The 20,215-nt window shown below is 65.0% G+C and carries 26 protein-coding genes; 13 read left to right on the top strand and 13 right to left on the bottom strand.

Annotated elements, in window-relative coordinates:
• Positions 1 to 4: 4 nt before the first annotated feature.
• Positions 5 to 286, top strand: coding sequence for a hypothetical protein (locus tag ACVW17_RS29500; protein ID WP_456798181.1), 282 nt, complete (start codon positions 5 to 7; stop codon positions 284 to 286).
• 130 nt (positions 287 to 416) lie between these two features.
• Positions 417 to 623: a hypothetical protein gene (locus tag ACVW17_RS29495; protein ID WP_035634033.1), complete on the top strand. Its 207-nt coding sequence runs from the start codon at positions 417 to 419 to the stop codon at positions 621 to 623.
• Between the two features lie 41 nt (positions 624 to 664).
• Here the strand turns inward: ACVW17_RS29495 and ACVW17_RS29490 are convergent, their stop codons facing one another.
• The gene (locus ACVW17_RS29490; protein ID WP_456798180.1) at positions 665 to 1,408 is read right to left on the bottom strand and encodes a tyrosine-protein phosphatase; all 744 of its coding nucleotides are present in this window, start codon (positions 1,406 to 1,408) and stop codon (positions 665 to 667) included.
• Positions 1,409 to 1,505: 97 nt separating this feature from the next.
• Here ACVW17_RS29490 and ACVW17_RS29485 point away from each other — a divergent pair, with 97 nt between their 5' ends.
• The gene (locus ACVW17_RS29485) at positions 1,506 to 1,817 is read left to right on the top strand and encodes an MliC family protein (RefSeq protein WP_456755124.1); all 312 of its coding nucleotides are present in this window, start codon (positions 1,506 to 1,508) and stop codon (positions 1,815 to 1,817) included.
• A 104-nt stretch (positions 1,818 to 1,921) separates the two neighbouring features.
• Here the strand turns inward: ACVW17_RS29485 and ACVW17_RS29480 are convergent, their stop codons facing one another.
• A complete protein-coding gene (locus ACVW17_RS29480) occupies positions 1,922 to 2,131 on the bottom strand; it encodes a DUF2735 domain-containing protein (RefSeq protein WP_456755123.1) in 210 nt (69 codons plus the stop codon).
• 541 nt (positions 2,132 to 2,672) lie between these two features.
• Between ACVW17_RS29480 and ACVW17_RS29475 the strand changes: the two genes are divergently transcribed.
• The 5 genes from ACVW17_RS29475 to ACVW17_RS29455 all read left to right on the top strand — a co-directional run bounded on the left by ACVW17_RS29475 (position 2,673) and on the right by ACVW17_RS29455 (position 6,367).
• The gene (locus ACVW17_RS29475) at positions 2,673 to 3,707 is read left to right on the top strand and encodes a glutamine synthetase beta-grasp domain-containing protein (RefSeq protein ID WP_456755122.1); all 1,035 of its coding nucleotides are present in this window, start codon (positions 2,673 to 2,675) and stop codon (positions 3,705 to 3,707) included.
• 209 nt (positions 3,708 to 3,916) lie between these two features.
• Complete coding sequence (locus tag ACVW17_RS29470) at positions 3,917 to 4,621, top strand: GrlR family regulatory protein (RefSeq protein ID WP_456798179.1); 705 nt, start codon at positions 3,917 to 3,919, stop codon at positions 4,619 to 4,621.
• A gap of 3 nt (positions 4,622 to 4,624) precedes the next feature.
• Positions 4,625 to 5,311: a substrate-binding domain-containing protein gene (locus tag ACVW17_RS29465; protein WP_456755120.1), complete on the top strand. Its 687-nt coding sequence runs from the start codon at positions 4,625 to 4,627 to the stop codon at positions 5,309 to 5,311.
• A 32-nt stretch (positions 5,312 to 5,343) separates the two neighbouring features.
• On the top strand, positions 5,344 to 6,162 hold the full coding sequence (locus ACVW17_RS29460) for a tetratricopeptide repeat protein (protein ID WP_456755119.1): 819 nt from the start codon (positions 5,344 to 5,346) through the stop codon (positions 6,160 to 6,162).
• 55 nt (positions 6,163 to 6,217) lie between these two features.
• Positions 6,218 to 6,367, top strand: a complete 150-nt coding sequence (locus ACVW17_RS29455) for a hypothetical protein (RefSeq protein ID WP_016843021.1) — start codon at positions 6,218 to 6,220, stop codon at positions 6,365 to 6,367.
• A gap of 100 nt (positions 6,368 to 6,467) precedes the next feature.
• Here ACVW17_RS29455 and ACVW17_RS29450 read toward each other — a convergent pair whose 3' ends face one another.
• The 5 genes from ACVW17_RS29450 to ACVW17_RS29430 all read right to left on the bottom strand — a co-directional run bounded on the left by ACVW17_RS29450 (position 6,468) and on the right by ACVW17_RS29430 (position 12,232).
• A complete protein-coding gene (locus tag ACVW17_RS29450; RefSeq protein ID WP_456755118.1) occupies positions 6,468 to 7,085 on the bottom strand; it encodes an Isoquinoline 1-oxidoreductase subunit in 618 nt (205 codons plus the stop codon).
• 11 nt (positions 7,086 to 7,096) lie between these two features.
• Entirely contained in the window at positions 7,097 to 7,621 is a 525-nt protein-coding gene (locus ACVW17_RS29445; RefSeq protein ID WP_456755117.1) for a (2Fe-2S)-binding protein, read from the bottom strand.
• A complete protein-coding gene (locus ACVW17_RS29440) occupies positions 7,618 to 10,392 on the bottom strand; it encodes a xanthine dehydrogenase family protein molybdopterin-binding subunit (protein WP_456798178.1) in 2,775 nt (924 codons plus the stop codon). Before ACVW17_RS29440 ends, ACVW17_RS29445 begins: the two co-directional genes overlap by 4 nt.
• Before the next feature lie 142 nt (positions 10,393 to 10,534).
• Positions 10,535 to 11,626, bottom strand: coding sequence for a hypothetical protein (locus tag ACVW17_RS29435; protein ID WP_456755115.1), 1,092 nt, complete (start codon positions 11,624 to 11,626; stop codon positions 10,535 to 10,537).
• A 279-nt stretch (positions 11,627 to 11,905) separates the two neighbouring features.
• Positions 11,906 to 12,232: a DMT family transporter gene (locus ACVW17_RS29430; RefSeq protein ID WP_456798177.1), complete on the bottom strand. Its 327-nt coding sequence runs from the start codon at positions 12,230 to 12,232 to the stop codon at positions 11,906 to 11,908.
• A gap of 278 nt (positions 12,233 to 12,510) precedes the next feature.
• On the opposite strand from ACVW17_RS29430, the gene ACVW17_RS29425 reads away from it, so the two are divergent.
• A complete protein-coding gene (locus ACVW17_RS29425) occupies positions 12,511 to 14,133 on the top strand; it encodes an ABC-F family ATP-binding cassette domain-containing protein (protein ID WP_456755113.1) in 1,623 nt (540 codons plus the stop codon).
• Between the two features lies 1 nt (position 14,134).
• On the opposite strand, the gene ACVW17_RS29420 is transcribed toward ACVW17_RS29425, so the two are convergent.
• Together ACVW17_RS29420 and ACVW17_RS29415 are read right to left on the bottom strand one after the other, a co-directional pair.
• Positions 14,135 to 14,767, bottom strand: a complete 633-nt coding sequence (locus ACVW17_RS29420; RefSeq protein ID WP_456755112.1) for a DapH/DapD/GlmU-related protein — start codon at positions 14,765 to 14,767, stop codon at positions 14,135 to 14,137.
• A gap of 87 nt (positions 14,768 to 14,854) precedes the next feature.
• Positions 14,855 to 15,034 carry a hypothetical protein gene (locus ACVW17_RS29415; RefSeq protein ID WP_456798176.1) on the bottom strand — a complete coding sequence of 60 codons (180 nt, stop codon included), beginning with the start codon at positions 15,032 to 15,034 and terminating at the stop codon, positions 14,855 to 14,857.
• 91 nt (positions 15,035 to 15,125) lie between these two features.
• Here ACVW17_RS29415 and ACVW17_RS29410 point away from each other — a divergent pair, with 91 nt between their 5' ends.
• On the top strand, positions 15,126 to 16,001 hold the full coding sequence (locus ACVW17_RS29410; protein WP_456755111.1) for an MBL fold metallo-hydrolase: 876 nt from the start codon (positions 15,126 to 15,128) through the stop codon (positions 15,999 to 16,001).
• A 28-nt stretch (positions 16,002 to 16,029) separates the two neighbouring features.
• Here the strand turns inward: ACVW17_RS29410 and ACVW17_RS29405 are convergent, their stop codons facing one another.
• The 3 genes from ACVW17_RS29405 to ACVW17_RS29395 are packed head-to-tail and all read right to left on the bottom strand — an operon-like array spanning position 16,030 to position 17,251.
• Entirely contained in the window at positions 16,030 to 16,224 is a 195-nt protein-coding gene (locus tag ACVW17_RS29405) for a hypothetical protein (protein WP_456755110.1), read from the bottom strand.
• Positions 16,225 to 16,261: 37 nt separating this feature from the next.
• Positions 16,262 to 16,564, bottom strand: a complete 303-nt coding sequence (locus ACVW17_RS29400; protein ID WP_456755109.1) for a PilZ domain-containing protein — start codon at positions 16,562 to 16,564, stop codon at positions 16,262 to 16,264.
• Positions 16,565 to 16,570: 6 nt separating this feature from the next.
• The gene (locus ACVW17_RS29395; protein WP_456798175.1) at positions 16,571 to 17,251 is read right to left on the bottom strand and encodes a DUF2336 domain-containing protein; all 681 of its coding nucleotides are present in this window, start codon (positions 17,249 to 17,251) and stop codon (positions 16,571 to 16,573) included.
• A gap of 434 nt (positions 17,252 to 17,685) precedes the next feature.
• Between ACVW17_RS29395 and ACVW17_RS29390 the strand changes: the two genes are divergently transcribed.
• Together ACVW17_RS29390 and ACVW17_RS29385 are read left to right on the top strand one after the other, a co-directional pair.
• Positions 17,686 to 18,645: a helix-turn-helix domain-containing protein gene (locus tag ACVW17_RS29390; protein WP_456755107.1), complete on the top strand. Its 960-nt coding sequence runs from the start codon at positions 17,686 to 17,688 to the stop codon at positions 18,643 to 18,645.
• A 71-nt stretch (positions 18,646 to 18,716) separates the two neighbouring features.
• Positions 18,717 to 18,962 carry a PilZ domain-containing protein gene (locus tag ACVW17_RS29385; protein ID WP_456755106.1) on the top strand — a complete coding sequence of 82 codons (246 nt, stop codon included), beginning with the start codon at positions 18,717 to 18,719 and terminating at the stop codon, positions 18,960 to 18,962.
• Between the two features lie 110 nt (positions 18,963 to 19,072).
• Here the strand turns inward: ACVW17_RS29385 and ACVW17_RS29380 are convergent, their stop codons facing one another.
• A complete protein-coding gene (locus ACVW17_RS29380; RefSeq protein WP_074126695.1) occupies positions 19,073 to 19,321 on the bottom strand; it encodes a hypothetical protein in 249 nt (82 codons plus the stop codon).
• Positions 19,322 to 19,467: 146 nt separating this feature from the next.
• Between ACVW17_RS29380 and ACVW17_RS29375 the strand changes: the two genes are divergently transcribed.
• Positions 19,468 to 20,145, top strand: a complete 678-nt coding sequence (locus tag ACVW17_RS29375; RefSeq protein ID WP_456755105.1) for a nitroreductase — start codon at positions 19,468 to 19,470, stop codon at positions 20,143 to 20,145.
• Positions 20,146 to 20,215 lie beyond the last annotated feature (70 nt).

Below are 20,215 nucleotides of genomic sequence, written 5' to 3'. Positions count from 1 at the left end.
CGTGATGGATTCCCAGTACACGCAGGCGATCGTCGGGACGCAAGCTGCGCTCAATCTCGCCAACGTGATCATGCCTGTCATCGCGGAGGTCACCGCGAGCCGCAAGGTGAATCTGTTCAGCCGCTTCATGCTGATGAAGCGCTGGGTTGATGACGGCATTCCGCTTGGCGAGCTCGACGACGGCGGGCAGCTTCACACCAGCGAATGGGCGACCAATTGCGTGACCCAGTCGCTGTTCGCCGCGATCGACGAGGCCTTGAAGCCGGAAGCGATCACGTCGGGCTGATTGCGTGACGTCCGACTACGTAAGACTACGGGGTAGGGGCGGTTGCGTAAAATTTGCGGCAGTTCTGTAAGTCGTTTGCAGAAACCTGTCCCTTAGAAGCGGACCTCCAGCCAAGGTAGGGGTTATGCGAATGGGAAATCTTCCGGACCACGGTTTACCGCTCGTTCAGCTTAAGGAGCAGCGGCGCGATCTCGTGGTGGCACTGCAGAATCGCAAGGGGCCAGTGGGCAGCTGGGAATTGATGCAGATCGCAGCGATCCAGCAGGCGATCTCGGCATTCGAGGATGTGATTGCCGACCTCGATGCGGAGCTCGAGCTCGAGGCCGCGGCGGCCTGAGCCGATTGAACCGATCAAGTGATCTGATCAGGGTGATCTGATCAGGCTTGCAGATAGCGGTCTTCAAGCGCCTTGCGCTCGGCCCGGCCGAGCCCGAGGCCTTCACGGAAATAACCGTCGAGGCTGCCATAGTCGGCATCGATCGCCTCGAACGCCGCCTCCAGAAATGCCGCGCGCACGGTGCCGAGCACCTGCTTGACGTCGTCGGGCAGCTCGGTGCTGTGGGCCGGATCGCGTTTGTAGTACTGATTGGTCAAGAGATAGTCGTCCGCGATCACCTGCTCGGACACGCCGAGCGCGTGCAGGATCAGCGCGCAGGCAAAGCCGGTGCGATCCTTGCCCGCGGTGCAATGGATCACCAGCGGCGCGCGATCCTCGAGCAGATGGGCGAACAGCGTGCGATAGCGCGCCGTGTTGTCCTGCACGTAGCCGCGATAGGATTCCCGCATCACGTCGATCGCATCGGCTTCGGACAGTGCACGGTTGCCGGCGATCGCGCGCAGCGCGGCCACCACCGTCGGCTCGACGGGGAGCGAATGCACGGTCACCTCGCTCATGCCGCACAGCGCCTCGGCGCGCTCGGCGACGCCGCGGAAATCGAATGCGCTCCTGACCCCGAGGGAGCGCACCACGGCGACGTCCTGCTCGGTGAGATGCGCAAGATGGTTCGAGCGGAAGATCTGCCGCCAGCGCACCGTCCGGCCGTCGCGCGTCTGGTAGCCGCCGAGGTCGCGGAAATTGCTGGCGCCGGCGAGGTTGAGGTGACGGGCAGGGGCTTCGGACATCGGGCGGGCCTGTTGCAGCTGTTGGGATCCTGGCTCAACCTTGGGCGCAGGAATGACGGCGCAGACTGGTCTATAACGGGCCTCTCGGGGGGAGAATATGACTTATCGCGGAGGCGCCATTCTGGCCGGCGCATTTGTTCTCGCAATTCTTGGTTCCTCGGCGGCATCGGCGCAGTCCGCCTTCCGGAATTATCATTGTGCCGACGGCACGCAGTTCATTGCGGCGTTCTTCAACAACGATACCCGCGCGCATCTGCAGCTCGACGGCAAGGCGGTGACATTGACGAAGCGGCTGTCGCTGACGGGCGTGCGCTACAAGGGCGGCGGCGTCACGCTCGAGTTCACGCGGGCCGGGCTGACCAGACTCCGGCATGCGAGGAGGCCGGTGACGGCCTGCGAGCTGGCATGAAACAGGCTGGCATGAAAAAGGGCCGAAACGCTGTGTTCCGACCCCTCTCTATTGTCTTGATGCTGTCTGACGTTTTTGCGTCACGCCTCGCCGCCGCACTGACATCAGTGATCGCGGCTCGGCTTGGCGTCGTCGATAGCGGCCTGATGGTACCAGCTCTCGCTGCAGGCTGAGGTCTCGACCTCAGCGAGTTCGCGCGCTGACCGCATGTCGCCGTAGCGGCGTCCGCCGACAGCCGCGCGGCCCCCTGCCGGGAATTGATAGATCGTCGCCGATCCCTGGATTGGCCCTTGGTTTTGGCCCGTCGTGATCATGTCAAAGTCTCCTTTGGCCGGAGCGAGCCTCCATGGTGCGCCCGACTCATTCGCGTGTGGTTACCGTGATTTTGATATCGGCCCGAGCTCGGTCGCGTGCAAGTTGACCAAGAAATAGTCATTATCTGTCTAATTCGTGTGCAAACCCAGGTTTGCCTCCTGCGGGGCAGGATGCAGCTGACCAACGCTTGAGCCGTGACGATGGTTGCTGGGCGCCCGGCGGTCGGACACGAACTGTCACACAGCCCTGCCGCCGCATTAATCGGCTGATGCGGGCGTAGCCGAATTTGCTGCAGAAACGGGCGGCGGCGGGGGCGGAGAGAAGATTTTGGCTGACCGCGGCGCATGCCAGCCGCGCTGCTATGTCGCAGCTAAAAATGCGAGGTCCGCTGTGGACAGCGGCGAACGGGACGGGTGCCGCAGTGCAGCGACTGGCATTTTAATTGCTTAGTAAGAGCCGGCCGATGGTGGCCGGGTACGCGTGCGGCGACCGACTGGCTTTCGGTTCCTCACGGTTTTGCATCATCAACAGAGAGGTTCAATGACCAAGTACAAGCTCGAGTATATCTGGCTCGACGGATATACGCCGACGCCGAGCCTGCGCGGCAAGACGCAGATCAAGGAATTCGCGTCGTTCCCGACCCTCGAACAGCTTCCGCTGTGGGGCTTTGACGGTTCGTCCACCCAGCAGGCTGAAGGCCACAGCTCTGACTGCGTGCTGAAGCCGGTCGCCTGCTATCCCGACGGTGCGCGCGAGAACGGCGTGCTGGTGATGTGCGAAGTCATGATGCCCGATGGCAAGACGCCGCATGTCTCGAACAAGCGCGCGACCATTCTGGACGACGAAGGCGCCTGGTTCGGGTTCGAGCAGGAATACTTCTTCTACAAGGACGGCCGTCCGCTCGGCTTCCCGGAGCAGGGTTATCCGGCTCCGCAGGGCCCGTACTACACCGGCGTCGGTTACAAGAACGTCGGCAGCGTTGCCCGCAAGATCGTTGAAGAGCATCTCAATTTGTGCCTGCACGCCGGCATCAACCACGAAGGCATCAACGCCGAGGTGGCGAAGGGCCAGTGGGAATTCCAGATCTTCGGCAAGGGCTCCAAGACCGCCGCTGACCAGATGTGGATGGCTCGCTATCTGATGCTGCGTCTCACCGAGAGCTACGGCATCGACATCGAATTCCACTGCAAGCCGCTCGGCGATACCGACTGGAACGGCTCGGGCATGCACGCCAACTTCTCGACCAAGTACATGCGCGAAGTCGGCGGCAAGGAGTATTTCGAGAGCCTGATGAAGGCCTTCGACAAGAACCTGATGGACCACATCGCGGTCTACGGCCCGGACAACGACAAGCGTCTGACCGGCAAGCACGAGACCGCGCCGTGGAACAAGTTCAGCTACGGCGTGGCTGATCGTGGCGCCTCGATCCGCGTGCCGCACTCCTTCGTCAACAATGGCTACAAGGGCTATCTGGAAGACCGCCGCCCGAATTCCCAGGGCGACCCCTACCAGATCGCTTCGCAGATCCTGAAGACCATCTCCGAGGTGCCGACCGGCGCCAAGGCTGCTGCGTAAATGACTGCGGCTTAATGGCCGCGGCGTAAGCGCGATCAGACCCGGATGGAGCCATCCGGTACCGCTATGGGGTCCGCCAGGGCGACAGCTTTGGCGGACCTTTGCGTTTGACGACAGGGTTTGCAGGCGGTGTTCCGCCGAAAGCGGTTTCGCCGCGTTATGAACCGCGCTAGATAACGATTGGATATTGGCTGCCGGGGACGCGGCGCTTGTTTGAGGGGTTCTACAAGGTCCGGTTCGAGCTGGGCGGCGCCGTCGGCCGCAGCGTGATGTATGTCGGCAACGGCAAGCTGCTCGGCGGCAATTCGGCGTTCGCCCATATCGGCACCTACGCAAGGGACGGCGACGAGGTCGCAGTCGAGATCCAGACCGTTCGCCACAATCCGGATCCGAACTACCGCGCGATGGCCGGTACCGATGACGCGACGCTGATCGCCAAGGGCCGTCCGGACGGCGAGCTCTATCGTTTCAAGGGCGAGCTCAAGGAGTTGCCCGGCGTGCCGTTCCAGTCGGTGATGACGCCGATCACCGAGGCCGACATCCCGATCGCCGGCGGTGTCGGCGACGGCGGCATCGTCAACGGGCTCTATTCGATCCACATTCGCGTGCTCGATGGGATCGACGGCGGCCTCACCGGCGTGATGCTGCTCAACGACGGCCGCATCCTCGGCGGCGACGCGTTCTTCTACTATCTCGGCAGCTACACCTCCGAGAAGGGCCGCTGGAAGGGCCAGATCCTCAATCAGGAGCACACCTCGGCGATGGGCGAGAACCCGGTCTTCGGCGGCCATGAGGTCGGCATCGGTTTTTCCGGCACATGCGACGCGGAGGGCGCGGTGCTCGAAGCGACCGCACTGGCCGGCAAGCGCAGCCTGCGCCTCACCGCCGCGCTCAAGCTGATGCGGCGGGCGTAAGCGATGGACAATTCGGTTCGCGTGCTCTCGACGCTGGCGCTGAAGGGCGCGGTCGCGCGCCTTGCCGAGGCCTATCTGGCAGCGAGCGGGGTGCGGATCGATGCCGATTTCGCGCCGACGCTGGCGCTGCTCGACCGCCTGCGCGGCGGCGAGGGTGCCGATCTCGTGATCCTGACCCGCGAGGGTCTGATTGAGATGATCGGCGAGGGCCGCATCGCGCGGGACAGCGCGGTCGACCTCGCGCGCTCCAATGTCGGAGTTGCGGTGAAGGCGGGTGTCGCGCATCCCGACATCGCGACCGAGGCCGCGCTGCGTGCGGCGCTGCTCGGCGCGCGGGCGGTCGCCTATTCGCGGCTTGGTGCCAGCGGGATCCTGTTCGCGCGGCTGATCGAGCGTCTCGGCATTGCGGAGGCGATCAACGCCCGCGCAGTGATCATTCCGATGGGCTTCACCGCCGAGAAGCTCGTCAGCGGCGAGGCGGATCTTGCGATCCAGCAGATTAGCGAGTTGAAACAGGTGGGCGGTATCGAGGTCGTCGGGCCCATCCCGCGGAGTTTGCAGACGCCGGCGGTTTTCTCCGCAGGCCGCATCGCGGCCGCGCAGCGTGCAGAGGCCGCCGATCAACTGCTGCGCTATCTGTCGTCGGCGGATGTTGCGCCGGTGCTGCGCGAGACCGGGCTTGAGCCTTGAATTTGCCCGCACCGCGACGCAACCTGCCGCCCATGTTCAGACCTCTCCAAGCCATTGCCGTCGTCGCTGCGCTGGCGGTTCCGGCGCTCGCCCACGCGCAATCGGCCGACCTCGTGCTGTGCGACCGGCTCGCCGCCGATCCCTCCGATCCCGACAAGCCGGCCGATGTGAAGGGCGTCGGCGACATCGCATCGGCCGACATCGCGACTGCGATCAAGTATTGCGCGGTGGCGGCAAAATCGTCGCGCCGCGCGATGTACGAACTCGGCCGCGCCTATGCCGCCAACCGGCAGACGGCGGAAGCGGCAACCGCCTGGCGCAAGGCGGCCGACAAGGGCTCAACGTCGGCGATGGTCGAGCTCGGCGTGCTCTATGGCAACGGCACCGGCGTCGCCAAGGACGAAGCGCAGGCGCGAAAACTGTTCGAGCGCGCGGCGCAGGCCGGCAATGCGCGCGGCGTCAGCAATCTTGCGGCGCTCGGCGGCAGCGCGGCATCCGATCCGGCGCGTGCGCGCGAACTGCTCGCCAAATCGGCCGAGACCAATGCCGAGGCGCAGTACCAGCTCGGCATGATGCTCGCCGAAGGCAGGGGCGGTGCGCAGGACGATACCGGCGCGCGGGCGCTGTTCGAAAAGGCCGCGGCGCAGAACCATCCGGGCGCGCTGGAGCGGATGGGCGCGTTCGCGCAGGCCGGACGCGGCGGGCCGAAGGACAGCGATGCCGCAAAAGCCTATTACGAGCGGGCGGCGGCGCTCGGCGACGAGGACGCCAAGAAGGCGCTGGAGCGCGCCCGCTGTCCCTATGTGATCAAGGACAAGCGCGGCAACGCCGTGACCAATCTCTGCTTCTAGGAACGCTCGCGCGCGCGTCTCGTTGATATGCGAAACGCATTGGCGAGGCGATGTCATGATCCGCAAGCTGCGTTCCGGCGAGTACCGGCTGTATTCCCGCAAGGTCAATCCGAAGACCGGCAAGCGCCGCAATCTCGGCACCTTCAAGTCACGCGCGGCGGCTGAGAAGCACGAGCGCGACGTGCAGTATTTCAAGCGACACTAGAGCTTCGGTCCTCAGAACCGAAGCTCTAGCCTTTTTTTGACGCGTTTTCTTCACGCGAACCGGCGTCCGCTTCGCTCGAAAACGCTATGGTCTCTTCGCGCTAGGGCGGCGGGCACGTTGCGCCCGTCTTGACCCAGGCCTCGACCAGCGCGCCGGCCTGCGCCTGCGTGCCCGGTGCGGGCGAGCGGCCGAAGCCGGGATGCCAGGCCCAGCCCACCAGCGTGTCCTTGCCGATATGCTCGATCAGCTCCTCGACCTTGCGGCCGCCATTGCGCGCGGGGTCGCGGATCTGGGCGCAAATCTCGCCGACGGTCTTGCCGGCCCATGCCATCTCGCGTGGTGCCAGGTGCCATTCCGGGTGACCAGGCACGCGGCCGGGATCGAAATTGGCATGCTGGTGGCAGATCGAGCAGCGCATCGCGTCCTTGCCGTGGCCATCGGCGCCGCGGGTGACCGGCGGCTGGTGCATGCGGCTGATGTCGCCCTGCCGCGGGCTGTCGCCGGCCGGATGGCAATTGGTGCAGCGCGGATGGGTCAACACCTTGCCGAGCTCGGTGAAGATCGCAGCCGAGCGCTGCTCGACGTTCTCGATGCCGGCAAAGCTTTCCGGCGAGGCGAGGGCGTGGCTCGCGCTCTCCGATGCCGCATAACCTGCGCACAGGCTGGTCGCGAGCGCCGTCGCGACTGCAACGATCCGAAACCGCGTGTCCGGTGGCATCGCGCGCAGGCTCATTTGTTGGCGGTCAGATAGCGGTTGGAATCGGCGAGGATCACGTCGCGCACCGCCTGGTGATACTTGATGTAGCCGGTGCAGCGGCACAGATGACCATCGAGCGCGTCCGCAATCACGGTCTCGAGCTGGTCGCGTGCGACCGGCGTCTTCGCCAGCCGTTCGAGCAGCACTTGGCCCTCGTTGAGGAAACCGGCCGTGCAATAGCCGCACTGGAACGCGAAGTGGTCGATGAAGGCGCGCTGCAACGCCGAGAGCTCGCCGTCCCTGGCGTGACCCTCGACGGTGCGGATCGTCATGCCGTCGAAATTCGCCGCCGGCACCACGCAGGTCGGGCTGGTGATGCTGGTGCCGTCGGGGTTATCGATGATGATCGCGCAACTCAGGCATTGCGCGGCGCCGCAGCCGAACTTGGTTCCGGTCATCCCGAGCATTTCGCGCAGGAAGTCGTTCATCGAGAGGTCGTCGCGGACCTCGATCGGACCGTGCTTCTGGCCGTTGATGGTGAGGTTGAGCGTGGTCACGCAAGCGCTCCCTTGAGCAGGGCTGATGTCACCGGCAACGAGCGGAAGCGATGGCCGGTGGCGTCGTTGATGGCGTTGAGCAGCGCCGGCACGATCGGGATCATCACCACCTCGGCCATGCCCTTCGGCGGCTCGTCCGGCGTCAGCGGCGGCAGCATCTCGATCTCGAGATCGTGCAGCGGCAGATCGGAGCCGCGCGCGATCAGGTACTGGCCGAGATTCCATTGCCCGTTGCCGGGCCCGCCTTCGAACGGCGGCAGGGTTTCGAGCAGCGCGTAGCCGACGCCCATCGCGAACCCGCCATGCGACTGGCCGAGCACCACTTCGGGCACCAGCGCCTGGCCGCATTCGAACACGCTGTAGGCCTTGGCGATGCGCAAGGTGCCGGTCGCACGCTCGATCTCGACACGCACCAGCGTGCCGCACATCGAGGTATAGGCGGTGCCGATCCGGTTGTTGTCGGTCGGCGGAAACTTGACGCTGACACGGTCGATCCGCTCGAACCGACCGCGGCCGCGGCGGATCGCCAGCGCATCGATCTCGGCGCGATACTGCTCGCCGAACAACGGGAAGCGGGCGCGCGACCAGGCCCAGCGCGAGAAGCTGTGCGCGATTGCGCCGGTGACGAAGCCGCGCGCATGTGCGGCCGCGGCGAGCTGCGGCAAGGGCAGCGGCGCGAGATCGTCGAGCACGAGCTGGCCGTCCTGCCAGCGCGCCTTGTCCCACTGCCGGGCGCGCGGATCGGCCTTACCGATGTGCCAGAGCTCGAGCGCGGCCGGCCACAGGCCGAAGCGGAAGATCACGCGCGCCGCCTCGGCCGCCGAATGCGTCCCAACATGGGCGCCGATCGAAGCGCTGGTGGCCGAGCTGATCGCGGGTACCCAGCGCGGGTTCTTCTCGGCTGTGTCCTGGGTCTTCTGATCCATCGTGTAGGGATCGCCCGAGGTGACGAGCCCGAGCGCATCATAGCTGTCGACCCGGGAGACGGCGACCTCGTCGGCCACGCCGCCGAGATGGCCGGCGACCCGGTTCGCCAGCGCGGTGCCGACACCATTGCCCATCTCGACATGATCGCAATGGATCGCGATCCGCCCCTCCGGATCGATCTCGACCCGGCCGAGCGAGCAATCCGCGCCCGAACCGTAATCCTTGGTGACGCAGGCAACCCCGGTGCCGATCAGGCGTCCTTCCGGCGCGTTCTGCTTGGCTGCGGCGCGTTGCTGCCAGATCGGATGCGTCTCGAGCTTGTCGAGGATGTCAGGCGTGCGCACCGACACGATGTAGGGATTGCCGGTCATGGTCCGGCCGTTCTGTTTCAGCGCGTTGTTGCGCCGGAACGCGATCGGATCGACCTTCAGCTCGCTCGCGGCCTCGTCGATCAGGACTTCGAGCGCGGTCATGGTCTGCAGCGTGCCGTAGCCGCGCATCGAGCCTGCGGTGACACCGCGCGAATGCAGCGCCACGGTGGTGACGTCGACCTTCGGGATATCGTAGATGCCGATCGCGGCGGTCGCGGCCACGACCGCGACATTGGCGGAAAAGTTGGCGAGCCCGCCGCCGTCGAGCACATGGTCGGCGGCAAATGCGGTGATCTTGCCGCTCTTGCGATCGATCCCGATCCGCGAGCGCATCTTGATCGGGTGGCGTTTGATGCCGCCCTGGAATTGCTGGTAGCGGTCGTGCGCCAGCCGCACCGGCCGTCCCGGAAAGAACATCGCCGCCAGCGCGACGTAAAGCACGAACGGCGTATGGTCGCGGCCGCCGAAGCCGCCGCCGACATGGGCGAATTGCGCGTTGATGTGCGAGGGCCGGAACGGCGGGCGAGCCTTGCCGAGCAGATGAGCGATCGACTCGGTCGCCTCGTAGGGCGACTGCACGCCGAGCACCAGTTCGAGATTGCCGCTGGTCTCGCTGTACCAGGCGAGCCCGCTCTCCGGTTCGAGGAACATCGGATCGACCGACTGGGTCTCGAACTCGCGGTCGAGCACGAGCTGCGACGGATCGTCCCGGTCGAGCTGGGCGCGGATTTGTTCGCCATAGGTCGCGGCCTTGGCGTAGTCGGCCTTGGTCTCCGTGGCGAGCGGCAGCCAGACCGGCAGCGCCGCGTTCTGGATGCGGCTCGGCGACACCCAGCCGGCTTGGATCGGCGAGTAGATATCGGGCGCATCGGGTGTCGCGCCGGCGACGCGCGTGAAGCGATACGCGCCAAAGTTCGGCAGGACGACCGGGCCGGTCTCGTCGCCGAACTTGACGAAGCCGACATCGCGCAGCGCGAGGCGCGCGCGGTCGAAGGCGTCGAACTGCTCGAAGATCAACAGCGCGACCGGCTGCCCGAGATAGATCGGCGTCTTGCCGAGCGGGCAGAACAGATCGCCGGCGTGGAACTCCGGCACCCGCGCGCCGATCCGGTCGAGATCGGCTGCGGTGACGACGACCGAGGGCTTCGCCGGACCATCGAGACGGGCGAGGTCCATGCCGGCATAGACATGCGTGGCATCATTGGCGCGGACCAGGATGGCGTGCGAGGTGGTCGCGGGCCAGCCCGGCATGTCGGCGGCACGAAAGTCTGACGCGTAGAGTTTTGCGCCGGTGACCTTCGCCACGCCGTCGACGCGGCCGGCGCCCTTGGCCGCCGGGTTGAACTGGCCGCGCCCGGGCAGCGTCTCGCGGCAGGCGAAAGCCGGTTCCTTGGCAAGCGCCAGATGCGACAGGCTGACCGTGATGCCGCCTGCCGACAACCACTTCACGAATTCGCGTCGCGAAGGCCGCATGGTCTGATCTTTCATCGACATCTGAACGGCATATCGCGCCGGGGTTTAACGATTGGTGCAATACACGCGAAAGTATTGCGGCAAAGCGAGCGCAACTGCAACGCCGCAATAGGTCGTAGCCTTCTCACTCGTCGCCTTGGCCTCACTTGAGGTCGGCGATGGTGGCCGGTCCCGGACCCGGCGTGACCAGCGTCGGCCATTGCTTGGAGCCGAACGGCACCAGCGGGGGCAGGAAGGTCGTCATGCCGCGCTTCTTGGTCTCGGCGATGATCGCCTCGCGCGCATCGCCCCCCATCAATTCATAGTCCATCAGATGGTAGCTGCCGAAGAACAGCGCACCGACCGAACGGTCGGCGATGATCCGGGTCAGCGATTCCAGCATGTCCGACGGCGTGGTGGTGAAGGAGATCGTCTCGATCAGCATCAGGCGGCTGTTGATGGCGTCAGGCCCGAAGAACTGCGCCAGTACGCTGAAGATCACGTTGTTCTGCCGCGCCACATAGATCGTGTTGCTCGCGCCGTAGGTCTTGTCCCAGTCGGCGCCGAGCTGGCTCTTCCAGTCGGCCATGACCGTCATCCAGTGCGCGACCTGGGTCTGCGCGGCCCAGGCGACGTTCTTGGCGAGCAGTGGCGCCTGCTTCTTGCCGAACGCCTCGAGCGTCGCGAAGGGGATCGCGCCGGCGGTGAGGCATTCGTCCATGAAGGCGAGGTTGTTCTTGAGGATGGCGCGGTTGTTGTCGCGCCAATCCGCCTGCATCGGCGTGGCATCGAGCCCGTCGAGCGCCGACTGCATCCGGCTGCGATAGGCCTGCATCGATCCGCGCCACGCCTTGTCGTCGGGATTGTCGACATAGGGGCCGACCACTTCGGCCAGCGCCATCGTGCTGTGGCCGACCGACTTGAGCAGCTGATAGACGATCGGCACCTGCGGCGCCTCGGTCGGCGGCTTGCCCGGCCGGTACAGGATCAGGCGGCCGCCGGCGCCGGAGAACAGGCCGAGGATCACCGGATGCTTGTCGAGGATGTTCTTCTGGAAGATGCGCGCCGCATCGCCATAGAGCTCGAACATGCCGGTGTTGAGCGCGAGCACGTCCTTGGTCGCGACGTCGGCCGGCGTCGATGAAGTCTTGCCCGAGATCGGTGCCATGTAGTCGGGCAGCGACTGGGCGAGGGCGGCATCGCCGCTGCCCAGTAGTACCACCAATGCAGCGACCAAACGGAAACGATGAGTCATGTTATGCTCCTCGCAGCCGCCGACCCACGCCGAAGTCCGCGATGCGGCCCCCTCGACGCTGGCGGGATGCGCAATTGTTTTTGACGCAAATGAACTGGGATGGTCGATCCCGCAGGACGCAACACGACGAGGGCGGGTGCTTACAGCTAAGCGACGAATCGGCGGGTGTCCACACCCGAAGACTACGCGGGTGGTTGCGTCATAACGTCATTCGGCGCTGGATTCAGCGGCGCTTTCTCATTCAGGGAATCATTCGCGTCGGCCGGCTTGCCGATGGCCTCAATCCTTGATCAGGAGCACGCCGCCGATGATCAGCGCGATGCCGGCCAGCCGCGAGATCGACACCGGATGCTGGGCCAGCCCGAACATCCCAAAATGGTCCATCGCGATGCCAGCGATCATCTGGCCCGCGACCACCAGCGCCAGCAGCGTCGCGGCGCCGAGCGACGGCAGCAGCAGGATCATCAGGAGGATGAAGACGCCGCCGAGGATGCCGCCGCTCCAGGCCCACCACGGCACAGCCGAGACCAGCTTCCAGGACGGCACCGGCTCGCGCGTTGCGACCAGCACGACCGCCATCGTCGCGAGCCCGCCGAGATAGCTCACGAGCCCGGCCCAGGCCGGCGAGTTCAGGGCGGGACCTGAGATTGCCGTTCAGGACCTGTTGAACGGCCACGGCAATGCCGGCACCGAGCGCGAGGAGATAGAGGAACCAGACTTGCATGTGACGCCCCAAATCGATCGCCGAAGGATTTCCTTGTCATATTCGATCGGCAACGATCGTGGCATGCATTGGCGCGCGGCGCGCAACCCGCGGAATGGGCTTCCACCCGCGTCCGAGATCGAATAAGAGGCCGCAACCCCTAATTCCCCAGTATTTGAGCATGATCCGCCTCGATAACGTCTCCAAGCAAGTCGGCCACCAGATCCTTTTCATCGAAGCCTCCGCGGCGCTCCAGAGGGGCGAGAAGATCGGCCTGGTCGGGCCGAACGGCGCCGGCAAGACCACGCTGTTCCGCATGATCTCGGGTCGCGAAATCCCGGATGAAGGCCAGGTCTCGCTCGATCGCGGCATTTCGATCGGCTATTTCAGCCAGGATGTCGGCGAGATGAGCGGCCGCAGCGCGGTCGCCGAGGTGATGGACGGGGCAGGCCCGGTCAGCGTGGTCGCGGCCGAGCTCCGGGAACTCGAGGCCGCAATGGCCGACCCCGACAAGGCGGACGAGATGGACGACATCATCGCGCGCTATGGCGAGGTGCAGCACCAGTTCGAGGAGCTCGACGGCTACGCGCTCGACGGCCGCGCACGCGAGGCGCTGGCAGGCCTCGGCTTCAGCCAGGAGATGATGGACGGCGACGTCGGCAAGCTCTCCGGCGGCTGGAAGATGCGGGTGGCGCTGGCCCGCATTCTCCTGATGCGGCCCGACGTGATGCTGCTCGACGAGCCGAGCAACCATCTCGATCTCGAAAGCCTGATCTGGCTCGAGCAGTTCCTTAAGGGTTACGAGGGCGCGCTGCTGATGACCTCGCATGACCGCGAGTTCATCAACCGCATCATCAACAAGGTGGTCGAGATCGACGCCGGGCAGCTCACCACCTATTCCGGCAATTACGAATTCTATGAACAGCAGCGCGCGCTCTCCGACAAGCAGCAGCAGGCGCAGTTCGAGCGGCAGCAGGCGATGCTCGCCAAGGAGATCAAGTTCATCGAGCGCTTCAAGGCGCGCGCCTCGCACGCAGCCCAGGTGCAGAGCCGGGTCAAGAAGCTCGACAAGATCGAGCGGGTCGAGCCGCCGCGCCGGCGCCAGACCGTGGCGTTCGAATTCCAGCCGGCGCCGCGCTCCGGCGAGGACGTCGTCAGCCTGAAGAACGTCCACAAGGCCTATGGCAGCAAGCGGATCTATGACGGGCTCGACTTCATGATCCGTCGCAAGGAGCGCTGGTGCGTGATGGGCATCAACGGCGCCGGCAAGTCGACGCTGCTGAAGTTGGTCGCCGGTTCAACCGAGCCGGACGACGGCGCGGTCGCGATCGGCGGCAGCGTCAAGATGGGCTATTTCGCCCAGCATGCGATGGACCTGCTCGACGGCGAGCGCACCGTGTTCCAGTCGCTGGAGGACGCATTCCCGCAAGCCGGGCAGGGCTCGCTGCGCGCGCTTGCCGGCTGCTTCGGTTTCTCCGGTGACGATGTCGAGAAGAAGTGCCGGGTGCTGTCGGGCGGCGAGAAGGCACGGCTGGTGATGGCCAAGATGCTGTTCGATCCGCCGAACTTCCTGGTGCTGGACGAGCCGACCAACCATCTCGATCTCGCCACCAAGGAGATGCTCATCAACGCGCTTTCCGAGTTCGAAGGCACCATGCTGTTCGTCTCGCACGACCGGCATTTCCTCGCCGCGCTCTCCAACCGCGTGCTCGAGCTGACGCCCGATGGCATCCATCAATATGGCGGCGGCTACACCGAATACGTTGCGCGCACCGGCCAAGAAGCGCCGGGTTTGCGGAGCTAGCTCAAGCCCGCCACCGCGCGCAGAATGCCTCGACGTCGCCGGACTGAAACTCCGGCAGGCGCTCCCAAATGGTTTCCGGCGGCCAATTCCACCAGGCGATCTGCGACAGCTCGGCCGCGATCTTGCGGCTGAACCGCTCCTTGATCGGCCGGGCCGGGACGCCGCCGACGATGGTGTAGGGCGCGACATCGCGCGAGACCACCGCGCCGGCCGCCAGCACCGCGCCGTCGCCGACGGTGACGCCGGGCAGCACGATCACGCCATGGCCGATCCAGACGTCGTTGCCGATCACGGCGCGATCCGCGCGTCTGTTCTTGAAGAAGTCATGATCGCGCTCGGCGGCGTCGGTGTAATATTCCGGGCAATAGGTGAAGCGATGCTGGGACGGGCGCTCGAGCGGATGATTGGGCGCACCGATCCGGACCTGCGCCGCGATCGCGCAGAAGCGGCCGATCACGGCGTCGGCGACCATGCAGCCGCTGCCGAGATAGGAGTAATCGCCGAGCTCGCTGTATTCGATCGCGGTGTCGCCGAGCACTTCGCAGCAACGTCCGACCTTGACCTCCCGCAGCTTGACCGTCGTCTCGATGACGGTTTCGGCAATCTTGGGGCGGGAAGGTTTTGGTGCGGTCATGGCGTTGTCCTCGATAGGGCGAGCCGCTTCAGTCGCACGATTTTTGTTACGGTGAAATGACAGGAAAGGAGAACAGGCGCCCGCGGTCTAGTTTTTCAGGGTATCCGCCGCGACAATCGCCCGCACCATCGCGTCCTTCAGCGCCGCGCTGTTGGCGGGGTTCGATTGGCGCTTGCCGCCGGGGTCGTCGAAATCGCGCGATGGGGCATCGGCGCAGCATGGACGACATTTCGGATGAAATGCGGCATCGCCGTTTCTCGCCAGCAATGCAAAGCGGCATGGGGCGCTGCGTAGCGCTCGGCTTGTGGAGCCAAATACCGCCCGCTACGCTTCGGAAAAAAAGCGGGAGCGGAACGGCATGAAGCAGATCAGGATCGGCGACATCACGATCGACGCGGTGATCGAGCGCGAGGGGCCGTGGCGGCGGCCGCAGGATTTCTTCCCGACCTACGACGACGCCGTCTTCAAGCATCACCTCAAGACGATGGAGCCCGAGGTCTTCGACGCTGCGCGCGGCATGATGGTGATCACCTACCAGACCTTCGTGGTGCGGACCCCGCGCTATACCATCCTGGTCGACACCTGCACCGGCGAGGACAAGGGGCACCCGCCACCGTTCGACTTCCCGGGCAAGGAGCGTTGGCGCAACGAGCTGTTCGCGCTCGGCATCTCCTATGAGCAGATCGACTACGTGTTCTGCACCCATCTGCATATCGACCACACCGGCTGGAACACGACGCTGCGCGACGGGCGCTGGGCGCCGACCTTTCCGAACGCGAAATACGTTTTCCATAAAGGCGAGTACGCGGCCTGGGAGGCCGAGAATGCGAAAGGCGCCAATCCGCCCGGCACGGTGTTTCGCGACAATTGCCTGCCGATCGTCGAGGCGGGGCAGGCGCTGCTGGTCGACGACGACTACGCGCTCGACGACACCGTCACGCTGACGCCGACGCCGGGCCATTCGCCCTGCCACTGCTGCATCAACATTGTCTCGAAGGGGCAGCGCGCGGTGGTCGCCGGCGACCTGATGCATCACGCGATCCAGTGCCGCGAGCCGGAGTGGTCGGCTAAGCCGGATTGGGATCCGAAGCAGTCGGCACGGTCGCGTCGGAAATTCTTTGCCTCGGTCGCCGGGACCGATACGCTGATCCTGCCGATCCATTTTCCCGCTCCGACGGTCGGCCTGATCACGGCCGACGGCGATCGCTTCGACTATCGCTTCAAGCGGGAGTAGACGCGGGCGGCCGGGAGCCCAGGTGTTATCAGAACCGCGCCGTGCGGGCCCGGCGCGGGGCCTGGGTCAGAAAGCGCTCCAGATCGGCGCACAGGCGATGCGCGAGCTCCTCATCGATCGCGAAGGTCGAGGCGGTGCCGGCGCAGTCGATTTCGATGGTTCCGCGCAATGGCGCGGCGGAGGTGGTCGACACCTCGATGTCTGTCGCTCTCTGCACGGTCATCTCGTCAACCTTCCCTTCAGGCGGTGGCCGCCAATCCTCATCTGGGGATGACGGGGCGTCCCTTTCGCCGTCGTTCTTCGATGAATCTCACGCCGATCTCGGTGCCGTCGACACGAACCAGCTCGCAGCGCCGGAACGCCAGCCCCCGCGAGGACAGCACCAGAAAGAATTCCTGGGCCTTCAGCACGTCGAGTGTCCCCTCGACCTCGAGCCGGGCACCGCTCTGCGAGACGTCGAGCAGGATGCAGCTCCGCCGCCAGGTCCCGTCGACACCCATCAGATTGACGGGATGGCGCGTGTCGAGCTTGACGCGCTCCGCCCTGCGGTCGCCATATGTCATGCACACTCACACGGCCTGGGTGCGCTTCGTCGTCACCATGGCCCGCGCCTCCGCATCGTCGATCGTGGCTGGCGGGTTTGCGGAGGCGCGGGCCGCACCGGCAGCGTTGGCGGCGCGGATCGTGTCCCGAAGCTCGGGCCGCACGAGCTTGAGCAGCCGGGCCTGCCGGGGCGGCGTCGACCGCATCACGAGGTCGGCAAGGACGCGGTGAGGCAGGTCGCTGCGCGAGATCAACGCGTCTGCGATGTCGTCGTCGCGCTCGGCGGCATCGACCATCATGGCAAGGCCGGCGCTGGTCATATCCGCGCCGGGATTGCGCGCCAGCGCGCGAAGCACATTGCTGTCGCCGCGCATCAGCAGAATGTCCGCGAGCTCGGCGTTGACCTGCTTGCGGCCGGCGATCGCGCAGAGATGTCCTTCGGCCCGCATCCAGGCGATGTCGATCAAATCGGCATCCGGAATGCAGTCGCATTTTCTCAGGATCGGCGCGGCGACATCGGCGTCGTCATGGTTGGCCAGACGACGCGCCAGTTCGCACGGCACCAGGTGCAAGTCGGCAAGCGAGCGGCTGAGCGTGGTCAGGGTCCGCAACTCGACGTCGTCAGTCAGGCGGATCAGGATCCCGTCGAACATCTCGACCTGTTGCGCGCTGAGCCGATGAGCGTCGTCGAGAAAAAGCTTTGCCACCTCCTGTAGCATACGCGTGCGGAGATCGGGGGAGCCGGCCTTCAGGACGTGGTCGAGCTTGGCAATAAGTTCTGGCGAGGCAATGGCTGTCATTGCGGTACCTAAAATGTTCCGCGACGAGGAACGTCATTGTTCCCAAGGTCAATCTGCCCGCCGAATCTTTAATAGAGGTATAGAATTCGATGGGGAGGGCCACCCCGACGGTGGATGTCCCGGCAAACACTATCGAAATTCGGCAGCGGCGAACCTTTGCCTGATTGTCCGGCTGGGCGCATGACCCGCATTTTCCCTGATTGAATTTGTCGGACGATTCGCATCTGGTGCTTGGAATTCATCAATGAGCCCGGGCGCGAGGTGGGCGCGGCCGACAAATTTTGCAGAACAGTTCATTTGAAGACCAGTTCATTTGAAGAACATGTCATAGGAGCGGTCATTTGACGGCGCCATTGCTGGTGCCGAGAGTCTTTCGTTTTGACGATGTTGATGCATTCCGGAGTTCGATCCGAAATCTGGATGTTGATTTCACGCCACTCGTGCGGAAGATTTCGGCCGAGCAGGTCATCCTGAGCTTGCCGGGATGCGAGCTCAATTACACCCAGTCCTTTCCACGGATCGTCGACGCACAGCTTGGGCCGCACACCACCGCTGTCGGCTTCACGATGGACGATGGCGTTCCGATGCGCTTCAACGGCGTCGAGCGTGATCGTGCGGTGATCGTAGTCGGCGGCGGCGGCGCGTTCTATACATCGGTGGAGCAGACGGCGCGCCAATATGCCTCGGTGATGTTCACGCCCGAGATCGTCGACCGCGGTTGGCCGAACCCCGGTCTCCATTTCAGCATCCACGAGATTTCTCAGCGCGCGCAGGACCGGCTGCGCGAGGTGGTCAGGCAGGTCCTGCTCGTCACGTCGGAACAGGTTGCGATCGCGGAATTCGCTTCGGGGGCCTCGATCAAGGAGACGCTGCTCGCCGCGATCGACGACGCGTTCGCCGAGATCGTGCCGGCCAGATGGGCGACGCGCGCCAACACGACGCGCCAGTTCAAGGTGTTCAACGACGCGCGCGCCATTCTGGCCGGCGATGTCGCCCATCCGATCTACAGCGGCGAGCTCGCCAAGCAGATCGGCGTGTCGGTGCGCACGCTGCACGACGCCATCCAGCGCTACCGGGGCATCAGCCTGCATCGCTATCTGCGGCTGCGCCGGCTCTGGCTGGTACGCAAGCAACTGCTCGCCGGGGCGCCCAGCGTTAAGGCCTGTGCGCTTGCCTACGGCTTCTGGCACCTCAGCGATTTCTCGCGGAGCTACCGGTCACATTTCGGGGAAGCACCGTCGGAGACGCTGGCGGCCGCCCGGGTGCGCGCCGATCCGTCATCGGACAGACACGAATCGTAACAATCCATCTGAACGGAATCTTAACGCGGGCCGGGGAATCTGTCGGTACGATTCCACCAGAGGCGGCCCTGATGCACCCCCGGCGATTTGCGCGTGTTCGACCGTCGGGTTGCGTCTCCAGTGTGGTCAAGCTCCAGCTGGACCCGAAGACGCCGCTGATCGAATGCCGGCTGGTGGACTATTCCGCCGGAGGGGCCTGCCTGGAGTTTTCCAAGCCGATCCAGCTGCCCGAACGCTTCGAAATGCTTCACGGCAACACCAGGAAGCGCTGCCGGCGGGTCTGGAGCAGGGGCGTGCGGGTCGGGGTCTCGTTCTGAGCGCCGAAGGGACGGTCGCTCGCCACCGCCAACAGCCGTTCGGGCCGCGCGCCGCGCGACCCGATGGTCTGTCCCGATTGAAATGAGCGAATGAGCGCCGGCGAGGGGGCTCAGGCGCCGCTCTGGCACTTCTTCATGAATGAGGTCTTGGCCGCGCCGGCGAGCTTCTTGCCGTCGGAGCCGACTGCCTTGGTCTCGCAGGCGTCCATCGTGCACTTCTTCATGAACGAGGTCTTGGCCGCGCCGGCCAGCGGCTTGCCGTCCTTGCCGACCGCCTTCGTCTCGCAGGAGGCGTCCTGAGCAAATGCCGAACCGGCGGCAAAGGTCGCGATCACGGCCGCCAAGAAAATCCGCTTCATCTGGGTTCTCCCTAAACCAAACCAGTGGCCGGATTGGATATCGGATTCTTGGCCCGATCAAGTTCCCACAGCCGATTTTGTCTATAAAATACCCGGTTAGCTGCGGGAAAATTCCGTGCGCACGGAACAAACGGGGGAAACGCGGAATGGAATTCGAGACGCTGGTACAGACACGCAAAAGCGTGCGCGGGTTCAAGAAGCAGCCGGTGTCCCGGGCGACCGTCGAGGAGATCATCGAGGTGGCCAAGCGCGCGCCGTCCTCGATGAACACCCAGCCTTGGCACGTCCACGTCCTGACCGGGGCGCCGCTGGAGGAAGTGCGCCGCCGCAACATGGAGGAGATGATCGCCGGCGCCAAGGCCAAGCGCGACATCGTCAGCCATGGCGAGTACCAGGGCGTGCACCGCGGCCGCCAGGTCGACATCGCCAAGAAGCTGTTCGGCGCCATGGGGATCGCCCGCGACGACAAGCCGATGCGGCAGGACTGGGTGCTGCGCGGCTTCCGCCAGTTCGACGCCCCGGTCTCGCTGGTGCTGACCTATGACCGCATCCTCGATCCCGGCGCGGTCTGCCATTTCGACCTCGGCGCGCTCTGCTACGGCATCGTGCTGGCCGCCTGGGATCGCGGCCTCGGCAGCGTGATCAATGGCCAGGGTATCATGCGCTCCGACATCGTGCGCGAGGTCGCCAGCATCCCCGAAGACCAGGTGATCATGACCTGCGTCGCGATGGGCTATCCCGACGACAGCTTTGCCGCCAATGCGGTGCGCTCCGACCGCGAGGCCAATAGCGACTTTGTCAGCTACGTCGGGTTTGCCGAATAAAGTTAGGTCAGGGCGAGGCGCCGCGTTCGTGCGGCGATCGCCGGTCGTTTGCTGGCTGCCAAAAACCTCA

Source organism: Bradyrhizobium sp. USDA 4473, assembly GCF_054063335.1.
The sequence above is the reverse complement of the archived record's forward strand: the minus strand, read 5'-3'. Positions and strand labels throughout refer to the sequence as shown.